17 protein-coding genes, 4 pseudogenes and 1 CRISPR repeat array are annotated in these 22,988 nt (G+C 40.7%); of the genes and pseudogenes, 8 read left to right on the top strand and 13 right to left on the bottom strand.

Annotation, left to right across the window (positions count from 1 at the left end; genetic code table 11):
* The first annotated feature begins 156 nt into the window (after positions 1 to 156).
* The 4 genes and pseudogenes from HC643_RS00195 to HC643_RS00210 all read left to right on the top strand — a co-directional run bounded on the left by HC643_RS00195 (position 157) and on the right by HC643_RS00210 (position 7,307).
* On the top strand, positions 157 to 2,694 hold the full coding sequence (locus tag HC643_RS00195; protein WP_050044965.1) for a phage/plasmid primase, P4 family: 2,538 nt from the start codon (positions 157 to 159) through the stop codon (positions 2,692 to 2,694).
* Between the two features lie 54 nt (positions 2,695 to 2,748).
* Positions 2,749 to 4,611: a DEAD/DEAH box helicase family protein gene (locus HC643_RS00200; protein ID WP_038096078.1), complete on the top strand. Its 1,863-nt coding sequence runs from the start codon at positions 2,749 to 2,751 to the stop codon at positions 4,609 to 4,611.
* 529 nt (positions 4,612 to 5,140) lie between these two features.
* Positions 5,141 to 5,932 (top strand): annotated as a pseudogene (locus HC643_RS00205) (protein kinase domain-containing protein); the annotation flags it as partial.
* A gap of 64 nt (positions 5,933 to 5,996) precedes the next feature.
* Complete coding sequence (locus HC643_RS00210) at positions 5,997 to 7,307, top strand: IS701 family transposase (protein ID WP_038096080.1); 1,311 nt, start codon at positions 5,997 to 5,999, stop codon at positions 7,305 to 7,307.
* 479 nt (positions 7,308 to 7,786) lie between these two features.
* Here the strand turns inward: HC643_RS00210 and HC643_RS00215 are convergent, their stop codons facing one another.
* The 5 genes and pseudogenes from HC643_RS00215 to HC643_RS00230 all read right to left on the bottom strand — a co-directional run bounded on the left by HC643_RS00215 (position 7,787) and on the right by HC643_RS00230 (position 11,449).
* Positions 7,787 to 8,383, bottom strand: coding sequence for a hypothetical protein (locus tag HC643_RS00215; protein ID WP_038096082.1), 597 nt, complete (start codon positions 8,381 to 8,383; stop codon positions 7,787 to 7,789).
* Between the two features lie 171 nt (positions 8,384 to 8,554).
* Complete coding sequence (locus tag HC643_RS00220) at positions 8,555 to 9,499, bottom strand: pentapeptide repeat-containing protein (RefSeq protein WP_050044966.1); 945 nt, start codon at positions 9,497 to 9,499, stop codon at positions 8,555 to 8,557.
* A gap of 304 nt (positions 9,500 to 9,803) precedes the next feature.
* Positions 9,804 to 9,995 carry a four helix bundle protein gene (locus HC643_RS41085; RefSeq protein WP_237265791.1) on the bottom strand — a complete coding sequence of 64 codons (192 nt, stop codon included), beginning with the start codon at positions 9,993 to 9,995 and terminating at the stop codon, positions 9,804 to 9,806.
* A complete protein-coding gene (locus HC643_RS41090; RefSeq protein ID WP_237265792.1) occupies positions 9,934 to 10,164 on the bottom strand; it encodes a four helix bundle protein in 231 nt (76 codons plus the stop codon). Before HC643_RS41090 ends, HC643_RS41085 begins: the two co-directional genes overlap by 62 nt.
* A 37-nt stretch (positions 10,165 to 10,201) precedes the next feature.
* Positions 10,202 to 11,449, bottom strand: a pseudogene (locus HC643_RS00230) (ISL3 family transposase).
* A 510-nt stretch (positions 11,450 to 11,959) separates the two neighbouring features.
* Here HC643_RS00230 and HC643_RS00235 point away from each other — a divergent pair.
* Positions 11,960 to 12,334, top strand: a complete 375-nt coding sequence (locus HC643_RS00235) for a hypothetical protein (RefSeq protein ID WP_038084033.1) — start codon at positions 11,960 to 11,962, stop codon at positions 12,332 to 12,334.
* Positions 12,331 to 13,413, top strand: coding sequence for a zinc metalloprotease (locus HC643_RS00240; protein WP_050045445.1), 1,083 nt, complete (start codon positions 12,331 to 12,333; stop codon positions 13,411 to 13,413). Before HC643_RS00235 ends, HC643_RS00240 begins: the two co-directional genes overlap by 4 nt.
* Positions 13,414 to 13,489: 76 nt before the next feature.
* Here the strand turns inward: HC643_RS00240 and HC643_RS00245 are convergent, their stop codons facing one another.
* Together HC643_RS00245 and HC643_RS00250 are read right to left on the bottom strand one after the other, a co-directional pair.
* The gene (locus HC643_RS00245) at positions 13,490 to 13,630 is read right to left on the bottom strand and encodes a hypothetical protein (RefSeq protein ID WP_167844587.1); all 141 of its coding nucleotides are present in this window, start codon (positions 13,628 to 13,630) and stop codon (positions 13,490 to 13,492) included.
* Positions 13,620 to 13,898: a TRADD-N-associated membrane domain-containing protein gene (locus tag HC643_RS00250; RefSeq protein ID WP_038084035.1), complete on the bottom strand. Its 279-nt coding sequence runs from the start codon at positions 13,896 to 13,898 to the stop codon at positions 13,620 to 13,622. Before HC643_RS00250 ends, HC643_RS00245 begins: the two co-directional genes overlap by 11 nt.
* On the opposite strand from HC643_RS00250, the pseudogene HC643_RS00255 reads away from it, so the two are divergent.
* Positions 13,896 to 14,087 (top strand): annotated as a pseudogene (locus HC643_RS00255) (DUF3370 family protein); the annotation flags it as partial. The gene HC643_RS00250 and the pseudogene HC643_RS00255 overlap by 3 nt on opposite strands.
* Positions 14,088 to 14,092: 5 nt before the next feature.
* Here the strand turns inward: HC643_RS00255 and HC643_RS00260 are convergent.
* The 5 genes and pseudogenes from HC643_RS00260 to HC643_RS00280 all read right to left on the bottom strand — a co-directional run bounded on the left by HC643_RS00260 (position 14,093) and on the right by HC643_RS00280 (position 21,323).
* The gene (locus HC643_RS00260) at positions 14,093 to 14,953 is read right to left on the bottom strand and encodes a hypothetical protein (protein WP_038084037.1); all 861 of its coding nucleotides are present in this window, start codon (positions 14,951 to 14,953) and stop codon (positions 14,093 to 14,095) included.
* 571 nt (positions 14,954 to 15,524) lie between these two features.
* On the bottom strand, positions 15,525 to 17,132 hold the full coding sequence (locus tag HC643_RS00265; RefSeq protein ID WP_038071781.1) for an IS1634 family transposase: 1,608 nt from the start codon (positions 17,130 to 17,132) through the stop codon (positions 15,525 to 15,527).
* Between the two features lie 268 nt (positions 17,133 to 17,400).
* Positions 17,401 to 18,985: direct repeats of the CRISPR family, unit length 37 nt; unit sequence GTTTCAATCCCGTTGCCGGGAATCGCTACGTTTCAAG.
* A gap of 346 nt (positions 18,986 to 19,331) precedes the next feature.
* On the bottom strand, positions 19,332 to 20,141 hold the full coding sequence (locus HC643_RS00270) for a Uma2 family endonuclease (RefSeq protein WP_038073224.1): 810 nt from the start codon (positions 20,139 to 20,141) through the stop codon (positions 19,332 to 19,334).
* A 389-nt stretch (positions 20,142 to 20,530) separates the two neighbouring features.
* Positions 20,531 to 20,791 (bottom strand): annotated as a pseudogene (locus HC643_RS00275) (hypothetical protein); the annotation flags it as partial.
* 94 nt (positions 20,792 to 20,885) lie between these two features.
* A complete protein-coding gene (locus tag HC643_RS00280) occupies positions 20,886 to 21,323 on the bottom strand; it encodes a hypothetical protein (protein WP_137986187.1) in 438 nt (145 codons plus the stop codon).
* Positions 21,324 to 21,520: 197 nt separating this feature from the next.
* On the opposite strand from HC643_RS00280, the gene HC643_RS00285 reads away from it, so the two are divergent.
* Positions 21,521 to 21,910, top strand: coding sequence for a lysozyme inhibitor LprI family protein (locus tag HC643_RS00285; protein WP_038073218.1), 390 nt, complete (start codon positions 21,521 to 21,523; stop codon positions 21,908 to 21,910).
* Positions 21,911 to 21,918: 8 nt separating this feature from the next.
* On the opposite strand, the gene HC643_RS00290 is transcribed toward HC643_RS00285, so the two are convergent.
* Entirely contained in the window at positions 21,919 to 22,935 is a 1,017-nt protein-coding gene (locus HC643_RS00290) for a hypothetical protein (RefSeq protein ID WP_038073215.1), read from the bottom strand.
* Positions 22,936 to 22,988 lie beyond the last annotated feature (53 nt).

Consider the following 22,988-nt stretch of genomic DNA (forward strand, 5'->3'; position numbering starts at 1 on the left):
TAAAGCGATACTCACATTGTGTGGGTATCGCAGAAAACATCATGACTATTAACAATATACGCGCACCCCCAACCGTCACATATGGGGGTCAATTTGCCGTGTCTCCACATCCAATCTTTGCGGCTATCAACCGTCTCGAAAAGCTAGAACCGTAATATGTCACAACAACTCACAGCACCCAAAATCAACCGTCATTATCTCAATCAACGCCATAAAAAAGAACTCTTCGAGAAACGGGGACTGAACCCCAAGTGGTGTGAAGTCAATTGCCGCTCGATTTCCACAAACCAAGCGACCGAGCTACTGGGATACACCGCGCAAAGCGATGGCATCTGGCTGGAAGGCTCAAATTACCAGGGGCAGTACTACCCCGATAAGCGATGGTCCTCACAAGGCAAGTCAGAAAAACAATCTCCCAAATACCGCAGCCCCAAAGGTGAATACGACATCATGCTACCCATCCATCCAGAAGACCCTCACTACTGGGATGACATCGAGGCGTTAAAGCTCAAGTGCTACATCATCGACGGCAATCCTTGCTTGGTGACGACTGAGGGATTCTTTAAGGCGATCGCTCTCACGAGTCACGAAGTCCCCACACTCGCGCTCCTTGGGGTTGAGATGGGTCTAACGCCAACTGATGCCGACCCCCAGGGCAAGCGATATCTCGTGCCAACCCTAGAAAAGCTTGCCCGTGCTGGCTTTGGTTTCATCCATGCCTTTGACGCCGATGCTGTTAGCAATCCTAACGTCATCGATGCTCAAAGAAAACTCGTCCACCAGTTAAAGAAATTTAATGTAGCGCAATATAACGTAACTGGGTTGTGGAGTGAAGAGCGAGGGAAGGGCATTGACGATTACATCAAAATAAATGGAGCAGACAAATTCAAGCAGGAGGTGTTAGCTAAGGCCGTGAGTATTGACAAGTGGGAACAACAGTTCAATCAAGAACAACAAACGCAGAAGAAATGGACGCAATCATCTTTAGCTGAAGAACTCGCAGAAGAATACCGTCCGAAGCTGGCATGGTATGCAACTCGTAAATGCTGGTACTGGTACGCACGCAAAGTGTCTGGGGTGTGGTCGGAAACTGTTGATGAAGCGATCGGCGCTCTGGTGACAGCAGAAGCCAAGAACCGTTTGGGACCTGTTTTCAACCACGACTTCATCTCCGGCACTATCAAATTTCTCAAGTACGAGTTGGCCGTTGACGAATGGTCTGAGGCACAAGGGTTGATTCCACTTATTGATGGCGTGCTCGATCCCAAGACAATGAAATTACTTCCCCACTCCCCAGGATACCGCTTTTTGTGGCAGCTGCCTTACAAGTGGCAGGACAGAGCCATTGGCTGCCAACCCATTACAGACTGGCTCTTAGAAATCATGAAACAAGATGCTTCCTTGGTACAGCTGCTGCGGGCATACCTTAAGGCAGTAGTGACGGGGAGATCTGACCTCCACAGATTTTTAGAAGCAATAGGACCTGGTGGTACGGGTAAGAGTACATTCCTGCGTCTTGCTACAGCATTGGTTGGGAAGGAAAACACAACGGTCACCACCCTCAAGCAGCTAGAAACCAACCGCTTTGAGACAGCTGCTTTGTACGGCAAGCGCCTGGTACTCATTACGGACTCAGAACGCTACGGGGGAGAAGTGCAAACTCTCAAAAACCTGACTGGAGAAGATGACTTGAGGAACGAGCGCAAGTGCATCCAGCAGACCACAGGCTTTAAGTACACGGGCATGGTGATGGTTGCTGCTAACGAACCCGTTCAATCGAGCGATTACACCAGTGGATTAAAACGACGGCGGCTGACAATACCGTTCACCCACCAAGTCCTACCGCACCTACAGCGCGACCTCGACTCTGAATTCAAACCCTATTTACCCGGACTGTTGGAATGGGTGTTGGAGATGCCCGATGTAGAGATGGTTTCACTAGTAGTAGATACAAACAATTCCGTGCCTTCGCTCTCTGGCTTCAGTGCTGAGTTCTTGCTAGACACAAATCCTTTAGCAGACTGGATGGACAGTTGCCTAGTCCTAGAACCAAATGCAAAAACCCATGTTGGCACTTTATCAAAATCAGCCGAACTCTATCTTTACTCAAGCTATTGCAGATGGATGGATGAAACTGGTAGCCGCTCCGTCTCTCTAAGGCGCTTTAGTGAATGTCTCATTGACCTTTGCTCCAACCAGTTGAAATTGCAGGGCATTAAGAAAGGGCGAGATAATCAAGGAGCTTACATCACGGGACTGGCAATACGACAACCGGGGTCCGATCGCGATACGGCTTCAGCCGTTAAGCCTCCGGCTTATCGCCCGATTACAGGCACTGATGGATTGGTGACAAACACTCAAGGATTGAGTGATGGGTCAGTGACAGATCAAACCCCTACCAGTGACCCAAGTGACGGGTGTGTTAAGTCTGTTGTAGTAAGCGATCGTCAACCTTCAAATCAAAACTCAGAAGAATGTGCGATACCAAACTCTCAACCGATCGCTACCCATCACAATCCAACTCCAAACATCACAAAAGGTCTGGTTATTGCCGTTAGAAACATTGCTGACTATAGTGGCGAAAAGGTGACAATTGTTGGTTGGGAAAGACATGGTTCAAAAGTACAGGTTGAGTTTCCTAATGGCTCTTATAGATGGGTTAAACGTCACAGTCTCAAAATTTACAACAGTTAGAGCAATCGCCCTCCACCAGATGCCAATACAAAAGTTTTCATTTATACTCAAACCATGTTCGACTTACGAGACTACCAGCAAGAGTTAGTTGCCCAAACGTTTGCTGCCTGGGACCAAGGCACGAGAAAAGTGCTGTTGCAACTCTCAACAGGTGGAGGTAAGACAGTCATCTTCGCTGCGATCGCCCGTGAATTTACCAGCAGTGGATTGGGCGTGTTGGTCGTTGCCCATAGAGAAGAACTGATTCTCCAAGCGGCAGACAAGTTAGCTCAAACGACTAACATAGAGCCAGGAATTATTAAAGCGGGATACAAACCCACTGACTCTCTCATCCAAGTCGCCAGCATCCAAACATTGGCAAGACGCAAAAATTATAGCGATGCAAAGCTTGTCATTGTGGATGAAGCCCACCATGCCTCAGCTGCGAGTTACCGCAATCTACTAGATGCCTATCCCCATGCCTTGATTTTAGGAGTGACTGCCACCCCCAGGCGCGAGGATGGTTACGGACTGCGCGACATCTTCGATTGCCTCCTTTGTTCGGTTTCAACTAAAGAGTTAATCATCCAAGGTTATCTCACCGACTACAAACTCATTGCTGGCTTTAAATACTCCAAACACAAAGTTCCGCAAAAACGCGACTTTACCAAAAAAGAATTAGAAGAAGTGGCTTCAGACTACAAACCTGAAGAAGTCTTAAAACAGTGGCAGAATTTTTGTGATGGCAGAAAAACAATGATTTTTGCTGTTAATGTCGCCCATTCAAAAGCTATTACAGCAATGTTTGTTAGAGCCAATATCCCTTGCGAGCACATTGATGGGGAAACCCAAGAGAGCGAGCGTGCCGATATTTTAGAAAGATTTCGGACCGGCGAGACTCAAGTTATTAGTAACTGTGCCATTTTAACAGAAGGTTTTGATTGCCCGGATTCCCAAGCTGTAGTCATTGCCCGTCCAACAACGAGCGTTACCCTTTGGTTGCAGATGATTGGTAGGGTATTGCGTCCGTCACCTGGTAAAGAATATGCCATCATCTTAGATATGACGGATAATTGGTATCGGCTGGGGCGCCCGTGCGATCCGCGCAACTGGAGTCTCGATCCTGTTTCTTGCGATCCAGATGCCCAAGGTGTGAGGTGTTGTCCTCACTGCCACCATGTTTTCAAGCCCATGCCCGCTCTCATTCGTTCCCAACAGTACTTTAATTCTCAATTGGCAGAATTTGTCACGGTCTACGAAGTCGATTGTGCCAACTGCGGTAAATCTTTTAAATGGGTATTGGAAGAATTAAACTTAATGAATGGGCAGAAGATGCCAACTATTGTCTCTCCTCAAGACATTGAATTTTTAGAAGTTCCACCCACAATTCGCCCCAGTTTGTTCGGTCCGATTATTAAAGCCAAAAAGCGCAAATTTAAAAACAAACAACAACAAACTGATTTTTCTCTTAAAACTGTCATAAATTTTCTCTTAACTTGCCCTGAAATCACTTTAGAAGAGCTACGATATGCAGCAAATTTATTGAACTGCCAACCGTGGATCGTCGGTCACAGTATAAATTATTTAGCCCACACTTTACGGGCAGCTGAATCTTGGGAAGAAGTCATCAAAATCATGTCCGCTCGTCCCCAAGATATCAAGCAATTGATTTGGAAAAAGTTATCACAAGAAGAGCAAAACCGATTCAACCAGATGAAGCAGCGTTACGAACAACAACAACAAGAACTACTTGAATGGTTGTCTGAAGACAATTTAGTCACCATGGCAGGTGACTTGGAAGCTTGCGAAAATCTAGAAATGTTTGCCAGTCTTTGGCAGATCTATAACAAACAAGCTCTTCAAATCGCACTTGAGCGCATACGTGAAAGTTCGCGCCACCAAATTAATAAGTGGATGCAACAGTTAAATAACAGTTAGTGGACTCGCAGTGTCCAACCTTGGGTAAAGATTTCAGACTCCATGCTTAATTATGAGGGGCAACCAGAAAATGTGCGTCCTTTATGGGACAAATGGCAACAGATGCATTCGGAAACAAGGGAAACTGTTGAGTAGGTTGATTTAATGAGGGTCATGGGATGGGCTTTCGCCTACATGGGAGGATGGTGCGATCGCATGAAGGCGCAAGCCGAAAGAGTGCTTATCGCGAAGCGCAAGCTGAAAGAGCGCTTATCGCATGAAGGCGCAAGCCTTAGATGTGCTTATCGCTTCGGCGCAAGCTGAAAGAGCGCTTATCGCCCAATAGGCAGACACTTTCAGTAAATCGCATTTTTTGGTCAATACCCATTTTATTTAAATTGTATCAAAAATGCTAATTATAAAAGTATAAATACGGTATAGGCATTTGGAGTTAAGAATTCATAAAATGAATGAGTGTATGAATTTTATCCATAAAGTACTGCGAGCTTCCAGTCACTTTGATTACAAATAGTCTTGTTATTTACAGTATATGAGTTATTGCCTCAATCCCAATTGTCCCAAGCCAACTGCAAACCATTCCAATAACAAGTTTTGTACCACCTGTGGCTCTAAACTCTTGTTAGCAGAACGGTATCGGGCAATCAAACTTCTCGGACAAGGGGGATTTGGTAGAACTTTCTTAGCTATTGATGAATACAAACCATCGCAGCGCCATTGCGTCGTTAAGCAATTGTTACCGCAAGCGCAAGGGACCAATACCCTTAATAAGGCATCTGAGTTATTTAAACTCGAAGCAGAACGGTTGGATGAATTAGGTCACAACCATCCTCAAATTCCAGAATTATTAGCCTATTTCACTCAAGAAAGTCAACAATATTTGGTACAAGAGTTTATTGATGGACAAAATTTAGCAGAGGAGGTGACAAACAACGGTGTTTATAGCGAAAAACAAATCATTGCCCTCCTACGCAACTTGCTGCCTGTTTTACAATTCGTGCATGGCAAACAGGTAATTCACCGCGACATCAAACCAGAAAATATTATTCGTCGTCGAGATGGAGAGCTAGTTTTAGTAGATTTTGGAGCTTCAAAAACTACTACCCGAACAGCTTTAACAGTGACAGGAACGGCGATCGGGACGGCAGGATATACAGCTCCAGAACAAGCATTAGGGAAAGCAACGGTAAGTAGCGACATTTACAGTCTTGGCGTTACTTGCTTATATCTATTGACTGGGGTTGAACCATTCGAGTTATTTGATGTCACAGAAGGGGAATGGGTGTGGAGAGATTATCTAAGTACTCAACTCAGCAGCAATTTAGCCCTTTTTTGTCACTCTCGCCGTAGTATAATGAATAGCAAACCCTAGAAGCGTTGTCTGTACTATGGTAGAGCCTCGTCAAGCAATACCCACGGTGAAATTTATAGACGAATACTGTCTTCTTTATGAAAATGTATTTCCGGAGGTGAGAAGTTTTGAAGCTTTTAAGTACCTACACATGGGTATGGTATCAGATATAAAACGGAAAACTTTACCATCGATAGCGAAAGTTGTAGGGCTGGATAATCATCAACCGTTACACCATTTTTTAACAGAATCACCTTGGAATGTAAAAGAATTAAGGAGACAAAGATTAGAATTTATATTATATATACTTCAAGGTCGCCCAATAGTGCTGATTATTGATGAGACAGGAGATAAGAAAAAAGGAAATACAACGGATTACGTTAAACGGCAATATATTGGAAATTTAGGAAAAACCGAGAATGGTATCGTTGCAGTTACAGCATATGCAGTTTTATCGGGAATGACGTTTCCCCTAATATTTGAAGTCTATAAACCGAGAGAAAGACTACAACCAGGAGATAAATATTTAACCAAGCCTGAAATAGCAGCAATGATGATAAAAGAATTGCGATCTATGGGCTTTAAGTTTAATCTTGTTTTGGCAGATAGTTTATACGGAGAAAGTGGAAAAACTTTTATTCAAATATTAAATGAATTTAATCTAAATTTTATAGTAGCAATTCGCTCAAATCATCGGCAATGGGGAGTTGCAGACTCAAAAGTCAAGTATTTAAGATGGCAAAGATTTAAGAGTGTTTTCTCAGATTTAAGCTCAGAAAACAGGTATATTAGAGAGATAATATGTAGCGATCGCTCGGAAATTAGATATTGGCAAATAACAACGGATACTGAGGTTATTCCGAAAAACACGACTTGGTATGTCATGAGTAAATTCCCAGAAATTACACCAAGAGAAGTGGGGAATTTTTATGGTTTAAGAACTTGGGTAGAATATGGTTTAAAGCAGAGTAAAAATGAATTAGGATGGGCAGATTTTCGTCTGACTAATTATTCAGATATAGAAAAATGGTGGGAAATAATTTTTAGTACCTATTTGTTGGTTAGTCTTCATTCTGAACAACTTCTGAAATTCCCACCACAATCTCAGTCTAATTTCTCATCTCATCCTTGGTGGAACAAAGGAAATGGTTGGAATAGTATTCTTAACAACCTCCGTTTGGTACTTCAACCATTTGTACTATTTAATTTAATTAAGCCTTGGCTAAAGGTCTTTACAGTTCCTAAGTTAGCTGAAGGATTTTTTCAACTTCAAATGCTTGTTAATAATCTAACTTGCTCAATCTTTCAAAACTTCAATCTCCCTTATTTCCAATTTTCCTCTGCCTAGAGTGACAAAAGAGGGTTATTCCTCAAGCCTCAGCAAATCTGGTTTCTTAGAAGAGGGTTAATAGCTCTCTGAATAGTTACCAGGAATAACACGAATAATTTGAGATAAGTTAATAACAAAATAGTACTTAAGCTTATTTCATTTCTCATTGTTACACTTTTGCCTCTTTATTCGCCGATCTACAGGTTACCCTTAGAGGTGCAAGATATAAGATATCTGACATATTGTCCCTTGTTAATAAGGGGAAGGTTGGCATTGCTTGCCCACGAAATAATCAGCTTTTTAGGCTATATTCTTCTCTATAAGATGCTGGTGCGAGATATGAGCCTATAGCAGGCGCGGCAAACACTCCCATGAAATATGAAAGAAACACAATTTTCCGGAAGCCTCTCTACATAAGATTTTTGAAATGTGTTTTTTAGGAGATATGCAAGCCCGTTCTACAGTATATATTCGGGCATTGACTACTTGCAATAATCTTACGGTAATTTAGTTTCTAAAGAAATCCAAGTTTTTAGTTCTTCATTTGGAAGAATTTTACCCCTTTCAACTAACCTTAGTAAAACTCTCAAATTAATTTTGATTTTTTTTAATTCTCGCAGATTTTCTATAGAATTTTCTCGAGAATTTTTCACATCTTCCCAACAAGACAATGCCTTAGTTTGAGCTTCTTGGAGGGACATAGTCAAGTTGTCGAAAAACCAGTGAATAATCCGATCTACATCAAGAACAGGATGACCGGGAATAGCATCAAATCTTTCTATCATAGCGGCTCGCAGAACCATTAAGCTAAGAATATGAGACTCTTGTTGGTCAGGCTCTGACTTACTTACCAGTATATCGTAAGCTAATGTTGCTGCTTCTGCCCAAGACAGGGAAGAAGTAGTATCACCATCGTCAAAGTCAATATGAGCATGAGTTGCTGCTCCTTCAGCTAAACCTAACCAATTAAACCAATTAAAGTCTTTAGGAGCTTTTAATTGCCCTGACCCAATATCTTTTAGCCAAGCAAGTACATCAGAAGCATCTTTTCGCAGCAGTTGGTTTACTAGATCTACGGAATTTAATTCATTCATAAGGAGCTTTAATCGTGGGTTTCTTTTGTGATGTTTTTTGGAATAATAAAATTACTTCTTCTAAAAGCTTCTATCCCAATATGGCGCGCGAGTAGCAATGGAACAGAAAACCGGGATAAGAAAATAAACTCAATAAAATCGCTAAAAACGTTGCAATGTATAGCTTCTGGCTCAAGGGACACGATATGGGTCAACTACGATGCTTCCATCAGGCATAGTGGTATTACGAAAGAAGGAACCTCGCATTATAGGGAGAAAGAAGAACTTAGCTCCGGTCAGGTTGGCTCCAGGCAAGTTAAGACCACCCATTTGGAGGCAATTCAGGTTAGTGTCCCTCAAGTCGGCATAACTCAAGTTAGCCCAATCAATGACAGCGAGATTCAAATTAGCACCACGCAAATTAGCGCCCCAGAGGTAGGCAAATTGCAAGCCGGAACCTTCCAAATCAGCACCACTCAAGTTGACGTAAGGCAAATAAGCCTTTGGCAAAGAAACTCCATGCAGATCGACCCCTCTCAAGTCAGCACGGTGCAAAACAATGTTACTGAAAATTCTCTCACCTTTCTCGTAGCGCTTGAGAAAATCCTGGGTACTAACAACCCTTACGGGGTCATTTCCAATACTTCCATCTGGCATAGTAGTATTGCACAAGAGAGTAGCTTCCAAAATAGTGTCCCTCAAGTTGGCGCTACGCAAGTTGGTATCAATCAAATTGGCACCACTGAGATTAGCACCAGTCAAGTTGGCATTGGTCAGATCGGCACCCATCAAATCGGCATCACTCAAATCGGCACTAGCCAAATTGGCACCACTCAGGTTGGCATTAATCAAGTTAGCGCTACCCATATAAGCCCCTTCCAGATTAGCACTGCTCAGATTGGCATTAGTCAGCTTGCTGTGAGCCAAATCGACAAAACTGATATTACTCCCACTCAAGTCAATGTCAACCAAGTAAGCGCTACTCAAGAAAGATTCTCTGGCTGGCAGTTCAAACCCACTAAAATTCCTTTCTCCAGCCTTATACCCTAGTAGCAGATTATTAACTGCAATTCGTCCTATGGCAGGGGGCTGGGGTAAGTCTTCGTCAAATTCTATCCATTCGTCATCATCAAGCATAATTCCACAACCACAGCTACCGCTTTTCTTAAGTATTCAACTTGATGAACTAGAAATAAAAAGTACTATTTTACACAAAAAAAACCTAAGTAACTAAATTTTGACAGTCAATAGTATTGTCTATTCTATTGTTGCTATAGTACCTGTTTGATAATAACGCAATGGAACTTTCAACGTAAATTGAGTCCATTTTTATGGTTCTCCGGTACTTGTTATGCTAAATTAATAGTTTGGTAGAGGGAACAGGGAACAGGGAACGGGGAACAGGGAAGAAAGGAAAAAGGGAATAAGGGAAAAGAGACCATTATTCTAGCTTCTTAATAAGAGAAATAATCATTCGACTCTCTTCTCGTAGTAAAGAAATAATCGGTTCTATATCTTCTTGTTTAGATAGTCCTACCCGGTGAGATAGAATAACATGTGTTTCTAATTCATTAACCGAGCCTTGAGCAATCCACCAGAAATCTAATATATTCAGCTGTCGATCTTCTTCCATATCCCTCAGCTATGTTAGCTGGAATAGAAACTGCTGACTTCCTGATTTGTTGAACCATACCATACAACTCTTCTTTAGGGAAGGGTTTAGTCAAAAAATAGCATTTTTCAGCTATATCTATTCCTTTCTGCCAAATTTTTAGGTCTTTAAAATCATTAATGTCTGGCATGGAAAACCTCGGAGCGACAATTTTTTTTGATATTAAGCTAACAATTGAATTGCCAATTCAATAAACATCGAATTCGGAAGTTATCAAAATTTCTAAAACCATAAGCTGAGCGTTTAATTAACTTGAGTTTATTATTGATACCTTCAACAACACCACTAGTCGTTCTATTATCGAAGTAAGCAATTATCTCATCAAACCAACGCCGGATCGTATTATAACTGTTAGGAAAATATGTTTTCGCCTCTGATAACCACATTCCTAGTTCAAAAACTCCGGTATACCAATTATTTGTCTTATCAAAAATTTGCCTGATTTTCTCTTTTAATTCATGCACGTTCTTCAGACTAGCAGACATTTCTTTGACTATAATTAATTTGTTTTTTTGTGATTTATTTAGCTCTATTTCGTTCTTCAACAGGATATACTTACTTTTTTTTATTTCTTGTAAGACTTTTTGACTTTCTGCTTTCTCTTCTGGAGATTTAGCTTTCTTAATCCTCTCTTCTAAAAATTGCTTTTCTCTCTTTCTTTGTGTATCTAGCTCCTTGTTTATTTGCGCCATTACATGAAATCTATCAGCTACTACTTGTGCTTGAGGTATTAATTCTTTTACTAAACTTCTGTAACCTTGCCATAAATCTATACTGACTTCTTCTATTTGACTTAAAACTTCATTTCCCCATTCAGTTAAGATTTTCTTCACAACTTTTTGTGTACGTCCATATGACATTGCAATTAACTTCGATGTATCTAAATCTATAAAGACCACACAGTAATTTCCATGACCTTTAACCAGAGCTATTTCGTCAATTCCAAGTCTTTTTATTCCTTTATACTTTGATTCAAATAATTCTTTCGATGCATCTTTTAACATTCTTTCTATTTCTTCTGTTGTCACAATTCCTTTGGATGCGACACTATGTATATCGTTTTCTAAAACGTCTTGTATTATTTTCCGAGCCAATCTTTTTGTATATGTTCTTTTTCAGCTTACAAAATCTAATTCTTCACTAAAAGGTTTTTTACATACATCACATTTGAATTGTCTTCTGTTGATGTCTAAAAAGACTGCTTGTTCTCCAAACGGTAAGTCTTTCACTATGTATCGATGATTTTGATGTAATCTATGACTCTTAGTTCCACAACGTGGACAAATACTATATGATGAAGTTGATTCCGTTTGGAGTATGAGTCCAATCCCAGCATGAAGCCGATGCGATATGACTTTTACCCCTTCTATACTCAGAATATCCGTCAGAGCCTTAATGCCTTTTTTCCTTACCATGACTATCATACTTCCAACAATGTTATCAGACGAAGCCATCAGAAAACTTCGTTCCTTTCTTCACTGTTCCCTGTTCCCTGTTCCCTGTTCCCCCTTCAGTACTTGTTAGTTTAGCATAACAAGTACTGAAGAACCTCAATTGCTTACGGTTGTTATTATGACCTATGCTACTCTGTTTTAGGTGTAAGTAGTTTAAAGAAAGATTTGGAAATTTTACAAGATTTTTTTCTAAACTGTCCACACTCACTTTGAACCCACGCAGCTTCTACCTATTTATTAACTACGAATGCATACTTTAAGCTAATACTGTTATTTCTTTACAAAAATTCATGATTTGGCGTGCCATCCCAGTTAAGAAACGAAGCGATCGCCTCCCTACTGACAAATGGCGAGTGCGATGCAATTCGCGATCGTTAATAAGTGTAAATAATTTTTAGATAGCTGCGTAAATTTCCAAGCCATTCCTGACAAATCGACAGGAGAAAATCATTTAAAGAAATACAGAAAAACATGAATAAAATTGCCAGAGGTGTTTTCACTTTTCTAGGAATACTTTTCTCAACATTGCTTCTGACATTTCTTTCTGGGGAGGCGGCATATGCTTCCTCTACTGATACATTTTGTAATCCCGTACAAACTTTAGTTTTCACAACCGCACCCCGCTTGCATGTCAGGTGCGCCGAGTCAGTAGGCGGAATTATTTATTTTGCATTGTCAACCAAAGATGCAGCGCAGGCAGCACGGGTTCTCAGTATCCTCTCCACCGCACAAGTCGCTGGTAGAACTCTAGTTATCGGGTATGACCCAGATGATTTAAGTGGAGCGGATATTGGCTGTCAAACCAATGATTGCCGATTAATTCAAGCTGTAGGATTTAACGGATGAAGTGGCATTTAGTCAAAGTGAACTTTCTACTTATAGCCTTATTGACTTTTGTGTTTGTCATCAGTATTCACTCTATGCCTGTGAACGGTGCATTGTATTGGAATGCAGGCGTTCGCGCAAAAGAGATTAGTGTCTGTTTTGTGGGTGATGCGCTTACCTCACGTCCTAACAGAGTCCAGCAGGTTTTGAACTTTATAAAAGAGTATGAGTACGCAGCAAACATCAAGTTCAAATACTTAGGCACTTGTCCGGTTGCTAAAGTGCAATCTAATGGGAATGACTATTTTGATGGTGACATTCGTGTTGCTCTACCATCGACCACATATAACGGCAACCCCAACTTTGCCCTCGGTCAAATACCAGGAAAAGGTTGTCCTAAGACTGATGGCAATACAGGTTGGGGAAGTTGGTCTAATCCACCAAATGATTTGCCTAACAAGCGGGCTTGTCTGTACAATCTGAAGTTGGGTGATGACCCCTGGAACAGCACTCCTTATTTAAACCACACATTGCACGAATTTGGTCATGCACTGGGGCTTAGCCACGAGCATGAGCGAAAAGATGCAACTTGCTACAATCCCAAACAAGATCCTCGTTGGACTGACCAGGGATATATGACAGCTTATGACACCCAGTCAGTAATGCATTATGCATTTTCACTAGCTGGTGGAGCTACCTGCGATATCATTGGCAATTATGGCTTTACCGGGCTTTCAGCATCAGATAAACTTGCAGCACATATCCTCTACCCTGAGGATAACCATGTTGCTGAGTATGTAGGTACGACTGTTGTACGGACAACGGACAAGTTAAATCTTCAGTCAACTTGGAAGGCAAGGGGAGCAAATATGGATTTTGTTGCTAAGAATTTTGTGTGGAAACTTGCTGGCTCTGTAGTTAGCACAACACCAGACCTTAGTATTACTCTAAATAATCCTGGTGATTATCCTCTAGAACTTACCTATAAAGACTTTTTGGATCGCAGTTATTCTTACACTAAAAAAGTCCGTGTTTTTGTTTCAGAAACCTACAATCATCAGATTGCTGCTCCTATAGCAGCTAAAGCACCACTCCTATAGTGCTCTCGCACTTTCTATGGTTATTGCTAAGGTACTGTTGGTTAAAAGGTTGCGATCGCTACTCTATTAACCGACGTTACACAACTTGCAATAGCCACAAGAAAGCGATCGCACCTTTACAACTGCGATCGCTGGGCGGGACGGGAGCGGGACACAAGAGAGTGAATTGTTCAAATGCGCCCCTTGTCCACCTTCCCAGTCTTCGCTTAACTCTCATCCTTTAGATCGGCTAAAATCTTATCTAGCCGATTGTTTGCGTCCTTGGTCATCTGAATACATCGCACGCTAGCAGTGAGTCCGCAAGCAGCAGTAACAGTCCCCTCTGATGCTTGATTTGAAAGCAACGCTACAGCACCTGTAAGGGTAATTAAAACAGATACTGTAGTTGCAACCATAGAAAGGTTAAAGCTGTAACGAGATTGGCGTAAGCGTTCTTGAATAATGCTCAGTTTTACTGCTAAGTAAGGATTGGGATGTGAAGTCATGATGACGATAATGAGTTACCCAAAACCCAATATTGGCATTTAGTTCAACAACAGGGACAGATGGGAGAACCGCTTGCTCAATTAAAAATATCTCCCGGTCAGCGGCGATTGGTTGACGTAGATTTTCTCTACCCACCTGATGCTACGCCCCCTCAAATGCTGACAATTCAAACTCTAGACCAAAGATAAGGCCTTTACTGGCATGACTTACCAATATTACCGAGAAGAGAGCCTTGCGATTTTGCATCTAATTCAGGTAACATACTTTTCAAATTTAATGATTTTTCTTCACTCTTTTTTAAGAGAGGATTATACCAATGAATTTTGTTAGGTATGACTAAACGCTCGCTGTATACGTATGGACCTACCATATGAGCAATAGGAATAGTTATCTTATTTCCAGCTTTCAATTGACCAACTTCTACAGTTTTTGTTGGCCAATTATTCACATCTGACTCCAACTCCTTAAAACTATACTGTCGAGTGAGCGAGCCACTTACAGGCATAGAAGGAAAATCTTTAAATCGATAAGTAATTTCCAGTTTCTCAGCTGGTGATTTCTTGCTATCAGAGGAGGGATTATAAAATATCTCTAAATACAGTATTTGGCGGGAGTTTATTATTCCAAAATTAGTGTTAGCATCGTAAATGCCATATACACATCTCATCAAATTGTTCAAGCTATCCCATCTTCCCGTTTTCATCTGACTCACAACTTGGTTGTACACTTCATTGGGAAACATACTATTTAAAATGTTGCTCTCCCTAAATTTTTTAGGAGCTGTTGCTGCTCCTTCAAAATAGAAGTTAGAATCAATTTCTATCCTTCCTCTAATCTCTTCTAGGTTGGCACTAAGTTCGTCTTGACGATTCTTTACAAGCTGAAGTTGTGTTTCAGCATTTCTGCGATCGGCATCCAATCTATAAGTAAGAAATGTTAAAAATATTGTTAAAAAGGTAGCAAATATACCAACCCACTTAGCATAGTCTGGCTTCTGTTGGATATTATTCGCTTCTCGACCATTTCCTTCATCAATCGGCGCTTTATCGTTCATTGCTCAAGCTCTCAAATGTAATGCTCTATCTTAGAACTCAGTTGCAAAACTAGGATTTACTCAAGAATTACAAAACTTAATGTTATGGGGATTCTTGAGGAAATCTTGAAAGTACAGCAAGCGTCTGGACTTTGAACGTTTAATATAAGCAATTAAGGAAACCATCTGTATCTGGGCTGTTGACAACCCAGATTTATACAAAGACTTTACAATTCCCTCGCCCCGCCAGGGGATGAAAACAGTAACGCTGCCATCACTACCGTCATCTCCTTAACTTTACTATTGCTTTTCGGGGAGAGCCGCATTCCCTCCAAACCGCATCAACTAAAACGCTTGTACCAACCTAGTATCCCACATTCCGCACTTCAAGAAGTAACATAAATAAACTACACTCACCAGTAATTCAAAACTATAGTAAAAAAAATTAAAGAACAACCAAAAATCAATTATGAACGCCAAAAATCTAGCTTTATTTATTATGTTTAAAAAGCCAGTAAGACAACAATATTGAATTTTTTCAATCAGTTATAAAAACAAAAAATTATATAATAGTGAATTAGAAATTTGAAAACTAAGACAATAAATAATATTTTTGACAAGCTGTAGGCAGGAATTGTAAGATTCGACAACGTTCCTCAGTCAAGTTAAGAATCCTATAAACTCCCTGTGTAATCAGAAAATGAATTCCTTGAAAACATTGAAATATCCAACGCAAGGTAGGGGACTCTGTAGATTTATTTAGTTGATTTTTAACTGTCGCTTTTTGGGTTTTTAACGAGATTCTTAATTGTCTTTGTCCCAAATTATAAACCAAAAGAGATAATGTCATTAACATCATCATTGTCTCTACTCTTTCTGGCTTTTTCACAAAAAGACTATCAGCGAAAAATAACGGGTCTTTGATAAATCTAAATCCTCTTTCTGTAGATTGCTGTTCTTTATATATTCTCAATATTTCTCTGGGTTCTAATTCGGTTGTCTCTAAAATATTCGTTGCTAAAATAAATCGACCACAACAGTTTTGATTTTGGCTGATTAGCTCCTGATTTTCTATGACTTTACCTCCTACTTTATAAACTCTTATCTGCCTTTTCTTTAATCTCTCGCTAATTTCTAAATCTGATATCTTATGATATTTTAGTTTGACTGCTAACTCTTGAATTTTTAATTCTGCTAAAGATTCTTGTTCAAATTCTTCTTTTGATAACTTAACAAGCTGGTTACTAATTTTTAAGAACTCTTCTTGGATTTTTTGGTTTAATTTCTTTAAGTCTGCTTTTTTTCTCTCTGTACTTTCTACTAATAACCATCTTTGCTCTATTCCTCCATAAGATACTTTTGATTCTTGATAGCTATATCCTTTGATGTCACTTCGTTTCAGTTCTTTACTTGTGAAGACTTTAACTAAATTTTTAGCTTTTTTAATGGATAAAGGTACTCGACTTATCCATTTCATATTCGACATTAATTTTAAATTACTTTCACTATACAATGCACTATCAGCAACCATTATACTTTCAAAATCTATTTGTTTTTCATACTCCACTAGGATTTGAGCGAATACTGCTTTATCTGATTCATTTCCTGATGCTCCTCTAAAAAATAAGGGGATATCTCCATCACTACTTACTATTAAATCTAATATACATTGTTTTAGGTCTGGTCTATGATCGCGAGAATATCCCTGTGTAATTATAATAGGATTTTCTCGGCTTATTCCTGATTCTTTTTCTAGATTACTTGGAAAATTATTATACTCTCCATGTAAATGCAATGACGTTGAATCTAAATGGGAATATTTAGTTGATACTCCATATTTTTTTACTACTTCTAAAGAAATTATTAGGAATAATTTTGTTAATCCATATTTGTACAGCTTATCCATTACTCTGCCTATTTTATCATCATTTAAATCCTCTGCTTTCATCCCTGAACCCAATAAATGCTCTATTGCTTTATCTTCAAAAAATTGAGAAAATAAATATAATGGCCTCGACACAAAACCTAGCGCGTTAAGAATGATTGCTTTGACTACTTCTCCTGTATTAACTTTCTCTCTACTATCTATTAAGAATATCTCATTGAATTTTTCTACTATTCCTATCTCATCTATTATTCCTGCTATTATTCCTAAGTGATCTAAGTTTTTACTCTCCAACTCTTCTTTTTGGTAATTCATATCTTTGGGTATTTTTATTTAATTCAGGCTCATTTTCTCATTTTTGCTCTTGAATTTATTGTCAATACCTTATGAATTTCCATTTCTTGGCACTTTTTATACTATTTTTATATTTATTACTGAATTAACTAAATATTTATACGCAAGCTGTTTTTGTTACTTATTTTACTTGTATTTGTACTACAAAATGAAGTGCGGAATGTGGGTAGTATGCGCGATGTTGCTTTTTGTTGTGCCAACCAGGGACGTGAGAGTTTCCAGCATTTCTGTTTCAATCCCGTTGCCGGGAATCGCTACGTTTCAAGTTTAGGAACCTAAGATATTTCTTGTGATAATATTTTGTTTCAATCCCGTTGCCGGGAATCGCTACGTTTCAAGGGCGCTTCAGCCTTAAATACTGTTCTTTGAGCAATCGGTTTCAATCCCGTTGCCGGGAATCGCTACGTTTCAAGATTCAATGCTTGGTTACAGTCCTTTAGGAGCGAGACAAGTTTCAATCCCGTTGCCGGGAATCGCTACGTTTCAAGCAAGCATTCTGGATAATTTAGCCGAGAAGTATTTCGGGTTTCAATCCCGTTGCCGGGAATCGCTACGTTTCAAGTTGACGGTTATAAATATGCTGACATAACTATTTCTTCGTTTCAATCTCGTTGCCGGGAATCGCTACGTTTCAAGGTGGTAATATAGTCAGCTATGCGTGCGAGTGAGCGGTTTCAATCCCGTTGCCGGGAATCGCTACGTTTCAAGATTCAGAACCTTTCTTTACTCTTTGGAGAGATAGAGAGTTTCAATCCCGTTGCCGGGAATCGCTACGTTTCAAGCAAGTCACGCGCAAATTGCCAGATGGGTAAGCAAAGATAGTTTCAATCCCGTTGCCGGGAATCGCTACGTTTCAAGAATTCAGACATATTTTTATTTCCGTTTGTAATTTATTGTTTCAATCCCGTTGCCGGGAATCGCTACGTTTCAAGATGACAAATAGATAGGATTAGTCTAGATTTAGAGGTGTTTCAATCCCGTTGCCGGGAATCGCTACGTTTCAAGCGATCGCGCCAGATGAAGATAAGCCGTGTTCCTGGTTTCAATCCCGTTGCCGGGAATCGCTACGTTTCAAGAAAAGTGCGATCGCGCTTCAGTACTTGCTCGTAATGTTTCAATCCCGTTGCCGGGAATCGCTACGTTTCAAGCTCTAATTCGGCTGGAGTCAATCTCCTGGGCATATTTTAGTTTCAATCCCGTTGCCGGGAATCGCTACGTTTCAAGAAAAGCGGGACTCTGCGAGTCGCCCCTCCGAAGAAGCGTTTCAATCCCGTTGCCGGGAATCGCTACGTTTCAAGTCCAGGCAAGGCAATTCGTCTTTCCCACCGAAGCAAAGTTTCAATCCCGTTGCCGGGAATCGCTACGTTTCAAGGTCAGCTGCATCCTTACCTTTACCCACTGGAGCTAGGTTTCAATCCCGTTGCCGGGAATCGCTACGTTTCAAGGGTTGTAATGCGTCCCGAGCACCTATAAGCCTTAATGTTTCAATCCCGTTGCCGGGAATCGCTACGTTTCAAGCGTATCGGGGTACAAGGGTCATTTACGGGATAAAAGTTTCAATCCCGTTGCCGGGAATCGCTACGTTTCAAGTCTCCTTGAAGGAGAGCTAATTCATGCCCCAGAACTGTTTCAATCCCGTTGCCGGGAATCGCTACGTTTCAAGCTTAAATCCGAAAATTGCCTTTGCACAGTCGGGGATGTTTCAATCCCGTTGCCGGGAATCGCTACGTTTCAAGCCTCAGAAGTGGCGTTTTTACTGGCTTTTACCGAGGCGATCGTTTCAATCCCGTTGCCGGGAATCGCTACGTTTCAAGTCCGCCAACTGAAACCCTTATAGAGCAAGGATTCTACTAGAAGTTTTGGCAGATCGAAAAAATGACCTCATTTCAGCCTCGCTTCTTGACATAAAATGTCAATAATGGAGAATCGCAAAATGCTACAACTATTAACTTGTCTAGGTTCTGGCGATTTTGGCAGAACCCCCTAGGTTTTAGACTTCGCTTCGGTTTGCCAAACATCAATCTAGTAACATTATAGACGGACTGCATCCGGGCGTCCAGCGATCGATTAGATATCTTCATGTTAATTGTAGCGATCGCCCCCCTAGTTCTATTCAATCCTCAATACGGTATTCAGCCAACCGAACTTGCCACCATCACATCACTTACTAGGTAAATTATCCGGGTCAAAACCGAGCGATCGCAAATACTGCGCCAATTGTTGAGCCCGTTGTCGTTCTTGTTCAGCTCTTAGTTGCTCTTGTTGAGCACGTTGTCGTTCTTGTTCGGCTCTTAGTTGCTCTTGTTGAGCACGTTGTCGTTCTTGTTCGGCTCGCAGCCGTTCTTGCTGGGCTTGTTCTTCTCCTGTCAAATAGCGCTCGCCCCTTTCGTTGTACCATGACAATAACTCTTGGGGAATGCCAGCAGCTATCCCTTGATATCTTCCAATCCCCAAACCGATTTCACTCATCCAGTAGGGTTCACCTATCTGCAACTTATATTCACCATCTACTAACTTATACACTTCAAAAGGTTGATGTTGGTCGCGTCGCCAAAATTCGGGATTATAAATTACGTAGTACAACACACCCAGTTTGGTGTAGATGTCCATCTTTTCATCATATTCGCCCCCTGGTGTGTGCGACACCATTTCCAACACCAGTATGGGAACTACCCAGTTTTCTTCCCAAACTGCGTAAGAACGGCGAGACTTACCACCTTTTTTGCGTTCTACCCCCACGCTTAAAAAAGCATCTGGCACTACGGGTACTTTGGGACTGACTCCTGTCGTGTGATAAACTGCCATATCTACCCCAAAATACCAATCTGTACGATTTGCCCAAATTGAGTTCAGTAAAAATAGTAAGACGTTGGGCAAAAAGTTTTGGTCTTCGTTATCCACAGGTGTATCGTCACTACAAGGCAATTCGTCAGTGCTTGGTAACGCATTTTTGAGATCTTTTGACAGCATAGTCTTTGTCTCGCTGGCGTTCAGTTTCTCAATTATAGTGTAGGTGTTTAGCGTTTAATAAACCGTTCCGACAATTTCAAAGTAACTTGAAACTGAGGTTACTCAGAATTTCAGGCAAGTACTTGCATCCTTGTTAAATATTGTAGAGTCGCAATGCGTTCGGCTGAGTGTTGCGACCAATCACTCTTGAAATCCATTTTTTGCTCGGCATAAAATTCCTTCATAATCATGCCGGATGGCACTATCAGAACTGAGTACATTGATTGAGCAAGGTATCGATTCCGTGTCAGCAAAAAGAGGTGAAGTCATTGGTATTGTAACAGGACCCAAATAATCTTCAATGCGTTAAAGAATATCTCTAGGAATATTTGAAAAGAAGTCTAGTCCTGTCAAGTCACTTCAAATCTCGTGGCGATATCAATTAATGGGTTGATGTCATCAATGGGGATACGAGAAATGGTGTTGGCTACAGTGGATTTTGCAACTTGCTTGTACTTCACAATGTCGAGAACAGCTTCCAGAGAGGACTCAATAGAACCTTGCAACCATGCGGGGAATCTAGAGCAGTGTTCGCCTGCAAAGAACAGGGTGTTTTGGGGTCTTTGTGCTGCCAAGTAGTTGGATTTGCTGTCATCCCAGTGAATGGTGCATCTTCAGCACTTGACCGTTGATGTTCATTTTGGCATTGCTTTCCTCAAACACGGTCATAAATTTGCACAGATTGTCAGCGGCCAATGTAGCTGGTTATTCCGGCTCTTCAGCAATTGTCCACTGCCACATTCTTATAAGAAATTTGCTTAGCCTGTACTCTTCCCGATCCCATTGACCATTGACCCCCTGCCATACAAATGGATTGGGTTTGCTCGCATCTGCTTTGATTATTCCCCAACAGGCAATACCTTGATTTTCCTGCATAAACACAAGTTTGTCATCAACCCATTCAAGTTCTTCTATTGTTAGTAACTGATTGTGGGTGATATTGAGCCAATGATCGCCAGTTAATGCATAATATTCAAAAAGAGCTTTGGGAATTGTTAATTTCTGTTGTTCTAGTTTCTTCCACACTGCATCATAGCCAAGACCATCTGATGGATGGAGTGATAAATTTAATTTTTTTTGAAATTGACAAATATAATATTTTTTGAACATAGAATATATATTTAAGCTTCCTAAATCCTTCAAATTCTTAAAGACGCCAGCAGGAGGCTATCTTCAAGATATCCTGTGAGTGCAGGAGATGCTTGAATGTCTGTCCTATAGCGATCGCCATTTTCGCCAAAACTAAAAGCTTAATTTTACAAGCTTTGACAAGTATAGTTGATAAGTGGATATTGACAATACTCCAAAAATTTAGTTTTTGAACACGTAAGGAGCGTTTTATGCTGAAGCAGATGGTTGCTGTTTTACTTTTTTCGGGTGTGGCGCAGGCTACTCCTGTAAATAGAGTTGACTATCAACAGATGTATGGCAAATGCTTGAAGGCGGCTGGTGTTACAAATAATAGTTCAGTGGATCGGTGTTCGCGCCAAACGTTTACGGCTACAGAGCAGGAAATGAATCGCCTCTACAGTAAAATTTACAATCAAATTGCATCTCGACAGGCGGAAGATGCGAAAAAGTTTGAACTTTCTCAAAAGTTTTGGTTGAGCTATCGAGATAGTCATTGCAAGCTGGCTGGAGCTTATGTTGGTTCGCCGATGTATTCATACTGTCCAATGCAGTTAAATATTTCACGGGTTGCTGAATTAAGAGAGCTTGCTGGAGAGTGAGACTATTTCTAATTTCCATCGCTAATACCCCACTGAAATCCTAACGCTTGAATTTTTACCAATAAAGTTGAAACTTCAACGTTTGAACCCACAGGTGCTAAGTTCTCATTAAGAATATGTTGAGCCGTTGCAAAATCTTGAGCACTCTTAGCATCAACTCCTGTATGGAAGACAAGACGATTGACTTGTGCAAGGCGAGCAGCTAGAAGTTGTAAAAGAGCCATTAAAATACGATTACCTCCATAAGCACCGCAGCCCCAAAAACCTGTATGAATAATTACAAATTGCTCTTGAGCAGATTCAAAACATGATTCCACTTTTGCTGTAGCAAACCCAGTAAATGCTGTATCAAGGATGTATCGGATCTCTTGTTGAGTGTAAACACCATAGCCGTTAGAGGGGGCTTCCATGGCAATAATATTAGTCACTGTGGGCGGATTCAGTGGTTTTGTTGCGAGTTCAATAGCTTCTGCTGTAGCACGTGCAAAATTGTTACCATAGAGCCCGTAAGGTCTTGCGTTTTCTACACTAGCATCGGTCGCGATCGCACACCGTCTTTCCACGCCACGAATTAATATAGGCGTCGGTTCTCCAGCTTCTACTGTAAAGGGATCGATACCTGCATCAAGCAATGCTTCTCGTAAAGAACCAAGTGCAGGATGTTCAGCCACTTGCATCTCATCTTGTGCGAGTAGAGAGCCACTGTAGGCACAAAACAGGTCACAATGAGCAAAGTTCAGATACCACTCCACTTCATCATTTTTTTCATGCGATGGTTCGTATTCAAAGTAACCATATCGTTCCTCAAACTCAGTGCGATCGCTTGAAGAAGATAGATTAACTGGGAGTGTTATTTTACGCCAACGAGAGAAGACTATTTCACCGCTATGAATACAGCCTGGAGGACAAGCGATCTGATAAACAATTTTTTTGTTTTTGTTTTTTAATTTTGGTGGATGAGTGTCTACCAGACTTTGGGTTGTAAATTTATGGCGGCAAATTAGATTATCTGAAGCAGCATTCATGAATTTTTTTCCTTTTGACAGATTTTTATCTCAGAATTTGTCATATGACTTGT

The sequence above is a fragment of the Tolypothrix bouteillei VB521301 genome (assembly GCF_000760695.4).
Taxonomy (GTDB): Bacteria; Cyanobacteriota; Cyanobacteriia; order Cyanobacteriales; family Nostocaceae; genus Scytonema; species Scytonema bouteillei_A.